Source organism: Photorhabdus australis DSM 17609 (assembly GCF_000711895.1).
GTDB lineage: Bacteria > Pseudomonadota > Gammaproteobacteria > Enterobacterales > Enterobacteriaceae > Photorhabdus > Photorhabdus australis.
This window is the reverse complement of sequence record NZ_JONO01000041.1, coordinates 37,655-46,854: the sequence shown is the minus strand read 5'-3', so window position 1 is coordinate 46,854 and position 9,200 is coordinate 37,655. Positions and strand designations below refer to the sequence as shown.

Genomic DNA, 9,200 nt, shown 5'->3' with positions numbered 1-9,200 from the left:
ACATTATTCTGTAATTAGAAAATCATCTTCTCTTTATTTAAAGAAAAATAAAATGGGTAATCAATGGGGGAGTTTTATTTAAATGGGGGAAATAATAAAATAATGGTATTTTTTAACTTTAACTATTTACAGATAGAGTCCATGAAAGGATAATTATTTTATGTCACCACTCAGGAAAATCTAAAATATGATTCAACAGGATTGGCATCCAGCCGATATTATTGCCGGACTGAAAAAGAAAGGAATAACATTAGCCGCTTTATCAAGGAGCGCCGGACTGGCTTCATCCACACTGGCAAATGCACTGACACGTCACTGGCCTAAAGGAGAAAGAATTATTTCTAATGCATTGGGAGTTCCTCCTGAAATTATCTGGCCTTCCCGTTATGAAAATAACGGGACTAAAACATTCATATCATAAAAATGCTATGGCTCAGAAAATATCATTAAATAAAGACACTCATCGCCCACTATTTAAGGTGGGCCTTTTATATAACTATTTGCTGTTTTTATTTGAAAAAGTGTAAGGAGCAATAAATTCCTTTTTATATTGTTCCAAATAATCCATCCATCATAGGAATTTTCTATCTCTATCTGTGCAAATAATAATTAAGCTCTTTTACCAAATGTACTATAAATTACATTTTCACTGTATTCTAAACTATCCATATAGTCGGCATACCATTGAAGCATTTCACGACGCCCATCTAAGTATTGAGCATGATTATACGTACCCCTGATACTATTTTTATCAACGTGAGCTAACTGCGTTTCAATCCAAGCGCTGTTATAACCTTGTTCATGCAGAATCGTACTCATGGTATGCCGAAAACCGTGGCCTGTTGCTCTGCCGCCATAGCCGATACGTTTAATAACTTGATTAATAGCTGCTTCACTCATTGGTTTACTGGAGTCATTACGCCCATGAAAAATAAACTCAAAACGCCCAGTGATAGTTTCCAATGTCTTAAACAGAGATAGAACCTGCTCAGACAGTGGAACGATATGCGGGCGGCGCATCTTCATACGTTCTAGTGGAATTTCCCATATCTTTCTATCTAAATCTAGTTCATCCCACTTTGCAGCTCTGAGTTCTATAGTCCGAACACCGGTTAACAATAATAGTTTTGTTGCTATTTGAGTAATGATACTTCCCCTGTATTGAGATAATGTTTGCAGGAAAAAAGGTAATTCATCGGCTAAAAGATGTGGAAAGTGTTTAACTTTCGGTGATGCTAACGCTCCAGATAACTCAGCAGCAGGATTATATTCAGCCCTACCAGTTACAATCGCATATTTAAATACCTGACTACAAGCTTGACGAATCTTCTTAAGCTTGTCCAGAACGCCACGCTGTTCCATTTTGCGAAGAGTTTCCAACATATCCAGAGGCTTAATATCCGTTATTATTCTTTTGCCAATATAGGGAAATATGTCTTTATTAAAGGATTCAAGCAAGTCATCAGCATAGCCAACAGACCAATTCGGCAATTTATAGGAATGCCATTCTTTAGCTATAGCCTCAAAAGTATTAGTTGCTTGCCTAATTATCTCCTCTTGTTCTGTCTTCTTCACTTCAGCGGGGTCAACGCCATTAGCCAAGTGTTGCTTAGCTTCATCTCTTTTGACTCTGGCATTAGCTAAAGACAAATTAGGGTATACCCCTAATGCAAGCAACTTCTCTTTACCTGCAATCCGATATTTTAGGCGCCAATAACGCGCTCCGTTCTTCTTCACCAATAAATACAAACCACCACCATCAGCTAATTTATAATCGGTAGCTTTGGCCTTTGCTGACTCTATCTGTCTGGCATTTAATTTCATATGGGGGTATCACTTTTCATTGAACCTGAACATACCCCCAAATGTACCCCCATTATAGGATGGATTTCAACAAACTATAGTGGACGTAGAAAGAATAGGAACTGTAGAAATGCCTTGTATTTACTGGGTTTAATGGACTTCAATAGACGTTGACGGAAGTGATGATGGCACGCCCTACAGGATTCGAACCTGTGACCTACGGCTTAGAAGGCCGTTGCTCTATCCAGCTGAGCTAAGGGCGCATCTTGAAAGATGAGCTGCATCAGTAATGCTCCGATGCGGGGTGAGATTATACGGGGACAAGCCCTTGAGTCAATGGCTTTTCTTCTCATAAATCTCCATCTGGCTATTTTCTGATTATCAATAAAACTGACAGCACGCTTATGTTCTGACAAAATAGGCGATATCCCAATGTTTGATTTATGGATTTATGAGTACATGCCAGCAAAAATTATTGACGGGAAAACGATTGCGCAGACAATCAGAAGAGAAGTAGCAGAACGTGTTCAACAACGTGTCTCAGCGGGAAAACGTGCTCCCGGTCTCGCCGTTGTTTTGGTCGGAGAAAACCCCGCTTCTCAGATTTATGTCGCCAGTAAACGTCGTGCCTGCGAAGAAGTCGGGTTTGTTTCCCGTTCCTATGATCTGCCAAATACTACCAGCGAAGCAGAATTGTTAAACCTTATCGATCAGCTTAATGATGATTCAAACATTGATGGGATTCTGGTTCAGCTTCCTTTGCCTGCCGGGATCGATAATGTCAAAGTTCTGGAGCGTATCCAACCTGATAAAGATGTCGATGGTTTCCATCCTTATAATATTGGCCGTCTGTGTCAACGCGCGCCAAAATTACGCCCCTGTACTCCACGCGGCATTGCAACTTTGCTTGAGCGTTGTGGAATCAACACGTATGGCCTGAATGCCGTCATTATCGGTGCTTCAAATATTGTTGGTCGCCCAATGAGTCTGGAACTGTTACTCGCTGGATGTACCACAACAGTTACTCATCGTTTTACCAAAGACTTACGCCACCATGTGGAACATGCAGATCTGCTAATTGTAGCTGTCGGTAAACCAAACTTTATCCCTGGTGAGTGGATTAAACCAGGCGCTATTGTTATTGACGTCGGCATTAATCGCCTGGAAGACGGTAAAGTCATTGGTGATGTTGATTTCGAAACCGCTTCAGAACGAGCAAGCTGGATCTCTCCTGTTCCGGGAGGAGTTGGTCCTATGACAGTGGCTACGCTTATCCAGAATACCTTGCAAGCTTGCGAGGAATATCATGATGTGGAAAAAACTGAAGGTTGTTAATGGAAATTTTTTATTTGGAAGGTCATCCCCATGTGGAACTGTGCGATCTGCTGAAGTTCCAAGGATGGAGTGAAAGTGGCGCTACAGCCAAGGCAGTTATTGCTGAAGGTCTGATTGAAGTCAACGGTCAAACAGAAACACGTAAGCGCTGTAAAATTACCGCCGGACAAGTTGTCACCTTCAATGGTGATTCCGTTTGCATCAAAGAGTAATTAAAGTAGGCTCCCCAAAAGGGAGCCTTAATTACCAAGGCAGCTGTACTCTATCGAACTTATTTACGACGCCAACTAGTCCCTTGCGGACCATCTTCCAGTTCAATGCCCATCTCATTTAACTGATCACGAGCAGAATCTGCCAGCGCCCAATCTTTGTTTTTGCGGGCATCATTACGTTGCTTAATCAATGCTTCAATTCTAGCAATGTCTTCATCATCAACCTGAACACCATTATGCAAAAATTGCTCCGGCTCTTGTTCCAACAGACCTAAAATACCAGCCAGTTTACGTAACACTGCCGCCAGACCATTCGCAGCTGACAAATCTTCTGATTTCAGGCGGTTAATTTCACGTGCCATATCAAACAAAACGGAATACGCCTCTGGGGTATTGAAATCATCATTCATTGCTTCAATAAAACGCGCTTCAAATACTGCTCCACCTACTGGCGATACAGAAGCATCCGTACCACGCAGAGCCGTATAAAAACGCTCAAGCGCAGTACGTGCCTGTTTCAGATTCTCTTCGGTATAGTTAAGCTGACTACGATAATGACCTGACAGCAGGAAATAACGTACCGTTTCCGCATCGTAATATTTCAGTACATCACGGATGGTAAAGAAGTTGTTCAGTGATTTAGACATCTTCTCTTTATCCACCATGACCATTCCCGAATGCATCCAATAATTCACATACGGACCATCATGAGCACAGGTAGACTGAGCAATTTCATTTTCATGATGTGGAAACATCAGATCAGCACCACCACCATGAATATCAAAATGATTGCCCAGCTGTTTACCATTCATTGCAGAGCATTCAATGTGCCAACCCGGACGCCCTTTTCCCCACGGCGATTCCCAGCTTGGTTCACTTGGCTTAGACATTTTCCACAATACGAAATCCATTGGATTACGCTTAACATCAGTCACTTCTACTCGTGCTCCTGCCTGTAACTGACTGAGATCTTGACGGGAAAGCGCTCCGTAATCCGAATCACTTTCAACGGAGAACATCACATCACCATTATCTGCGACATAAGCATGACCACGTTTTATCAACGATTCGGTCAGTTCAATAATTTCCGGTATATGACGAGTCGCACGTGGTTCTAGATCAGGGCGCAAAATATTCAGCGCATCAAAATCCTTATACATTTCTGCCAACATACGGCTGGTCAAATCATCACAACTTTCATGATTTTCTGCGGCACGTTTGATTATCTTGTCATCAACATCAGTCACATTCCGCACATATGTCAAATCATATCCCAGATAGCGCAGGTAACGAGCAATTACATCAAAGGCAACAAATGTTCTGCCATGACCAATATGGCATAGGTCATAAATCGTGATACCACACACGTACATCCCTACTATCCCTGGATGAATTGGCTTAAATTCTTCTTTTTGACGACTGAGGGTATTGAAAATTTTTAGCATCGGGATTTTCCGTAAATTCACTGTACGCGTGATTAAAAATAACGAATTGATAACTCTGGATTTATGTCCCTATCTCATAAATAAATTTTCGATACAGCATAATCCAATAAGATATTGAAACCCGATATTAAGCACTTTGCAAGGTTGACGATCAACATAGCTTACTGAAATTAATAGGTACTGACTCATTATGGCAGATGTGATATAAAAGCCACCTGGTCCGAATGCCCTGAATCGGGTTAATCAAAATTATTATTAGGATTTCCATTATGGTGACTTTCCATACCAACTTTGGCGATATTGTGATTAATACTTTCGCCGATAAAGCTCCTGTAACTGTCGAGAATTTCTTAAACTACTGTCGCAATAGTTTCTACGATAACACCATCTTCCACCGCGTTATTAACGGCTTCATGATCCAAGGTGGCGGGTTTGAACCCGGTATGAAACAAAAACCGACTGATGCAGCCATCAAAAATGAAGCTAACAATGGCCTGAAAAACAATCGTGGTACTCTGGCTATGGCCCGCACCAACGATCCACACTCAGCAACTGCACAATTCTTCATTAATGTTGTTGATAATGATTTCTTGAACTTCCGCTCTGAGCGCTCTGATGGTTGGGGTTACTGTGTATTTGCTGAGGTTATCGAAGGTATGGACGTTGTTGATAAAATCAAAGGCGTTTCTACTGGCCGAAGCGGTATGCACCAAGACGTACCATGCGAAGATGTTATCATTGAAAGAGTGACCGTCAGCGAGTAATTTACTGCGTATGTGTACACTTTTTATCGCGGATTTACATCTAAGCGAGCACGAACCGGCAATTACTGCCGGTTTTCTGCGTTTTCTGCGTGAGGATGCTATTCAAGCAGATAGCCTTTATATCCTCGGTGATCTATTCGATTATTGGATTGGCGATGATGATAACAACCCTCTCCACCGTGAAATCGCCAGTGCATTAAAAACACTGCATCAACAAGGTGTTGCCTGTCATTTTATTCATGGCAATCGTGATTTTCTAATCGGTTCCCGCTTTGCTAAAGAAAGTGGAATAATCTTGCTACCACAGGAAAAAGTCCTGGAACTGTATGGTAAGCGGGTGCTAATCCTGCACGGAGATACCTTATGTACTGATGACGAAGGTTATCAACAATACCGTAAGCGGGTTCATACCCCGTGGATTCAGCGGCTGTTTTTACTATTACCCCTGTTTATCCGTCAGAAAATTGCCGTAAAAATGCGAGCAAATAGTCAATCTGTCAACAGCCGAAAATCAGAAGCCATTATGGATGTCAATCAACAAGCTGTTATTGATGCTTTTGAGCGGTATCAAGCTGACTGGATGATCCATGGACATACTCATCGTCCTGCGGTACATGAAGTTGCTCTACATAATAAAATGTATCACCGCGGTGTGCTTGGTGCATGGCACCATCAAGGATCAATGTTCAAAATAACGGACAAATCAACCGATCTTATCTTTTTCCCATTCTGAATCACCCTTACCAGGTATCAAAATGTAAAGTATAAAGTAACGCAATCGTTTTCCTTAGCTTGTGAGCATGATATGATCCGCGACCTTAAAGCGCTATATTCGTTCTGGTGGACGTTAAAATACAGGAGCATTTGATTTATGACTGCCCGGCCTGATTCAGCAGGAACAACTCAACACAACGCTAAAATCGCCATTATTATGGGGTCTAAAAGCGATTGGGTAACCATGCAGCACGCAGCTGATATTCTCACTTCTCTTGATGTACCTTTCCATGTTGAAATTGTTTCTGCCCACCGCACACCAGATAAATTATTCAGTTTTGCCGAACAAGCGGAACAAAAGGGCTTAGATGTCATTATCGCTGGCGCAGGCGGTGCTGCCCATCTGCCCGGCATGCTGGCCGCCAAAACTCTGGTGCCTGTTCTGGGCGTACCCGTACAAAGTGCCGCACTTAATGGCGTAGACAGCCTCTACTCTATCGTACAGATGCCAAAAGGTATTCCTGTCGGCACACTTGCGATTGGGAAAGCAGGCGCAGCAAACGCAGCGCTGTTGGCAGCACAGATTTTGGCTCGTCATGATAAAGATTTGCTGAAGCGCCTTATTTATTGGCGTGAAACACAAACTCAGGATGTACTCGATAATCCCGATCCACGGGAGGAAGTATGAAGCCAGTTTGTGTATTAGGTAATGGTCAGCTTGGGCGGATGTTACGTCAGGCCGGTGAGCCTTTAGGTATCTCGGTTTACCCTGTTGGTCTGGATGCAGAACCCGAAGCCGTTCCTTACCAGAACAGTGTGATTACTGCTGAAATCGAACGCTGGCCGGAAACTGCCCTTACCCAAGAACTCGCTCGCCATAAGGCTTTCGCTAATCGGGATATTTTCCCTCGTTTGGCTGATCGTCTGCCACAAAAGCAATTAATAGATAGCCTTGGGCTTGCAACTGCTCCGTGGCAATTACTGTCTGATACCAACCAATGGCCGCAATTATTCTCTGAACTCGGTAATCTCGTTATCGTTAAGCGCCGTATCGGTGGTTACGATGGCCGTGGACAATGGCGCATTTGTCCCGGGGATGAAACAGAGTTACCCGATGATATTTATGGTGAATGTATTGCTGAACAAGCAATTCCTTTCTCTGGCGAAGTTTCTCTGGTAGGTGCCCGCAATGGAAGTGGCGATTGTGTGTTCTATCCATTGACTCACAATTTGCACCAGGATGGTATTCTGCGTACCAGTATTGCTTTTCCTTCGGAAAATCGCCACCTACAGCAGCAAGCCGAAAGCATGTTGTCGGCCATTATGCATGAGCTGAAATATGTCGGCGTGATGGCAATGGAATGTTTTATTGTCGGTGATAATTTACTGATTAATGAACTGGCGCCGCGGGTTCATAACAGTGGTCACTGGACACAAAATGGCGCGTCCATCAACCAGTTTGAATTACATCTCCGCGCTATTCTGGATTTACCCATGCCTCAGCCAGAAGTTACCGCGCCATCAGTCATGGTTAATTTGATTGGTACAGACATCAATACACAATGGCTCAACTTACCATTGGTACATTTACATTGGTATGAGAAAGAAGTTCGCCCGGCACGTAAGGTTGGTCATCTTAATCTTTCTCACACAGATAAAAACGAGTTAAAAAATACACTGCAGAAACTTATTCCAATGCTGCCGCCTGAATACCTGAGTGGCCTTGAATGGGTGCAGGAAAAATTAACTTAGTTAACCTCAGCTTTGTACAAGCGAAGCTGAAGTTAAGTCTGATACTGACATTGTTTATTGATCTGATTATTTTGATTTGTATCCACAATAGTCCTACAGTAAGGACACAAATATACCCAATAGATTTCAAGATATGAGACTTATAATAGCCCAACTCCTTGGGCTATTTTTTATTAAATTAGCTGAAAAAATCCCTCATGAATCAGGAGGATGTAAGGATTATTACTCTGAATTCCAACCTATTTATGTTGCTTCAATTATCATATTAATCTATTAGTATTCATCGATCTAGATATCGTGTCTACAATCGTTCTGGTTGTTTGATCTATTTCATAATTAAGTAAGTCACCAACTTTAATATTACTAAGATTGGTAGCCCTTAACGTTTCTGGAATTAAATTCAATTCTATAGTTTTATCTTCTTCATTTATACCATTGATTGTTAAACTACAACCATGCAGCCCAATAAAACCTTTATGAAAAAAATATCTGATATTATCTCCAGGAATATTAATCACTAATCGATAAGTTTCGCCAGTTTTAATAAATTCAACGACTTCTGCCACACCTTCAACATGCCCGTATAGACTATGACCGCCATTTTCTTTATTCATTTGATGTGATCTTTCAATATTAACTTCATCCCCCACATTTAAAAACTTTAATGTGGTCACATCAGCCGTAAAATCTGATATATCAAACCAGACGATATCGTTCTTAAATTGGGTGACAGTCAAGCATGTACCATTAATCGCAACACTAGCCCCCACAGAAACATCATCAAAGAAATGGTTATTATTACTGACTGTTAATGTACTAAACCCGTCTTTTTTATCAAGAGATAATACGCTTTCTTTTCCTTGTACAATTCCAGTATACATAGTCACCCTCTTTTATTAAGTATATACCTGTTATCTTTCAAGTTGCCTCTTTGTTGGCTGCACTCACTCACCCCGGTCACATAATTCTCTATGCGCCCGGGGATTCGCTCCCTTGCCGTCGCGATCCATCTTGAAATCTATTGGGTATAAATACCATTGTTACACTGAGATAATGTATGACTTTCATAAGCATATGTCTAATAAAAATTTATTAAAGCTATTAACCACACTGTTACAATCTATATTCAAAAAATACCTTATATCCAATTGGCTTAAATCAAAGTTTAAATAAAA

The 9,200-nt window shown here is 41.6% G+C and carries 10 protein-coding genes and 1 tRNA gene; 7 read left to right on the top strand and 4 right to left on the bottom strand.

Going from position 1 to position 9,200, the window contains the following annotated elements; all coding sequences use genetic code 11:
- The first annotated feature begins 187 nt into the window (after positions 1 to 187).
- Positions 188 to 421, top strand: a complete 234-nt coding sequence (locus tag BO26_RS12830; protein WP_036771923.1) for a helix-turn-helix domain-containing protein — start codon at positions 188 to 190, stop codon at positions 419 to 421.
- Between the two features lie 188 nt (positions 422 to 609).
- Here BO26_RS12830 and BO26_RS12825 read toward each other — a convergent pair whose 3' ends face one another.
- Positions 610 to 1,824 (bottom strand): tyrosine-type recombinase/integrase, encoded by a 1,215-nt coding sequence (locus BO26_RS12825; RefSeq protein WP_036771921.1) that lies wholly within the window; start codon positions 1,822 to 1,824, stop codon positions 610 to 612.
- 165 nt (positions 1,825 to 1,989) lie between these two features.
- A tRNA-Arg gene (locus BO26_RS12820) sits at positions 1,990 to 2,066 on the bottom strand.
- A 196-nt stretch (positions 2,067 to 2,262) separates the two neighbouring features.
- Between BO26_RS12820 and folD the strand changes: the two genes are divergently transcribed.
- On the top strand, positions 2,263 to 3,138 hold the full coding sequence (folD, locus tag BO26_RS12815) for a bifunctional methylenetetrahydrofolate dehydrogenase/methenyltetrahydrofolate cyclohydrolase FolD (RefSeq protein ID WP_036771927.1): 876 nt from the start codon (positions 2,263 to 2,265) through the stop codon (positions 3,136 to 3,138).
- The gene (gene ybcJ / locus BO26_RS12810; RefSeq protein WP_036771918.1) at positions 3,138 to 3,350 is read left to right on the top strand and encodes a ribosome-associated protein YbcJ; all 213 of its coding nucleotides are present in this window, start codon (positions 3,138 to 3,140) and stop codon (positions 3,348 to 3,350) included. Before folD ends, ybcJ begins: the two co-directional genes overlap by 1 nt.
- Positions 3,351 to 3,409: 59 nt before the next feature.
- On the opposite strand, the gene cysS is transcribed toward ybcJ, so the two are convergent.
- Positions 3,410 to 4,795 (bottom strand): cysteine--tRNA ligase, encoded by a 1,386-nt coding sequence (gene cysS / locus BO26_RS12805; protein WP_036771917.1) that lies wholly within the window; start codon positions 4,793 to 4,795, stop codon positions 3,410 to 3,412.
- Between the two features lie 269 nt (positions 4,796 to 5,064).
- Here cysS and ppiB point away from each other — a divergent pair, with 269 nt between their 5' ends.
- From ppiB to purK, 4 genes are all read left to right on the top strand, one after another.
- A complete protein-coding gene (gene ppiB / locus BO26_RS12800) occupies positions 5,065 to 5,559 on the top strand; it encodes a peptidylprolyl isomerase B (RefSeq protein WP_036771916.1) in 495 nt (164 codons plus the stop codon).
- A gap of 10 nt (positions 5,560 to 5,569) precedes the next feature.
- A complete protein-coding gene (gene lpxH, locus BO26_RS12795) occupies positions 5,570 to 6,292 on the top strand; it encodes a UDP-2,3-diacylglucosamine diphosphatase (protein WP_036771914.1) in 723 nt (240 codons plus the stop codon).
- Between the two features lie 138 nt (positions 6,293 to 6,430).
- Positions 6,431 to 6,961: a 5-(carboxyamino)imidazole ribonucleotide mutase gene (gene purE / locus BO26_RS12790; protein WP_036771913.1), complete on the top strand. Its 531-nt coding sequence runs from the start codon at positions 6,431 to 6,433 to the stop codon at positions 6,959 to 6,961.
- Positions 6,958 to 8,025 (top strand): 5-(carboxyamino)imidazole ribonucleotide synthase, encoded by a 1,068-nt coding sequence (gene purK, locus BO26_RS12785; protein WP_036771912.1) that lies wholly within the window; start codon positions 6,958 to 6,960, stop codon positions 8,023 to 8,025. Before purE ends, purK begins: the two co-directional genes overlap by 4 nt.
- A gap of 260 nt (positions 8,026 to 8,285) precedes the next feature.
- Here the strand turns inward: purK and BO26_RS12780 are convergent, their stop codons facing one another.
- Positions 8,286 to 8,906 (bottom strand): riboflavin synthase, encoded by a 621-nt coding sequence (locus tag BO26_RS12780; RefSeq protein ID WP_036771911.1) that lies wholly within the window; start codon positions 8,904 to 8,906, stop codon positions 8,286 to 8,288.
- Positions 8,907 to 9,200: the final 294 nt, after the last annotated feature.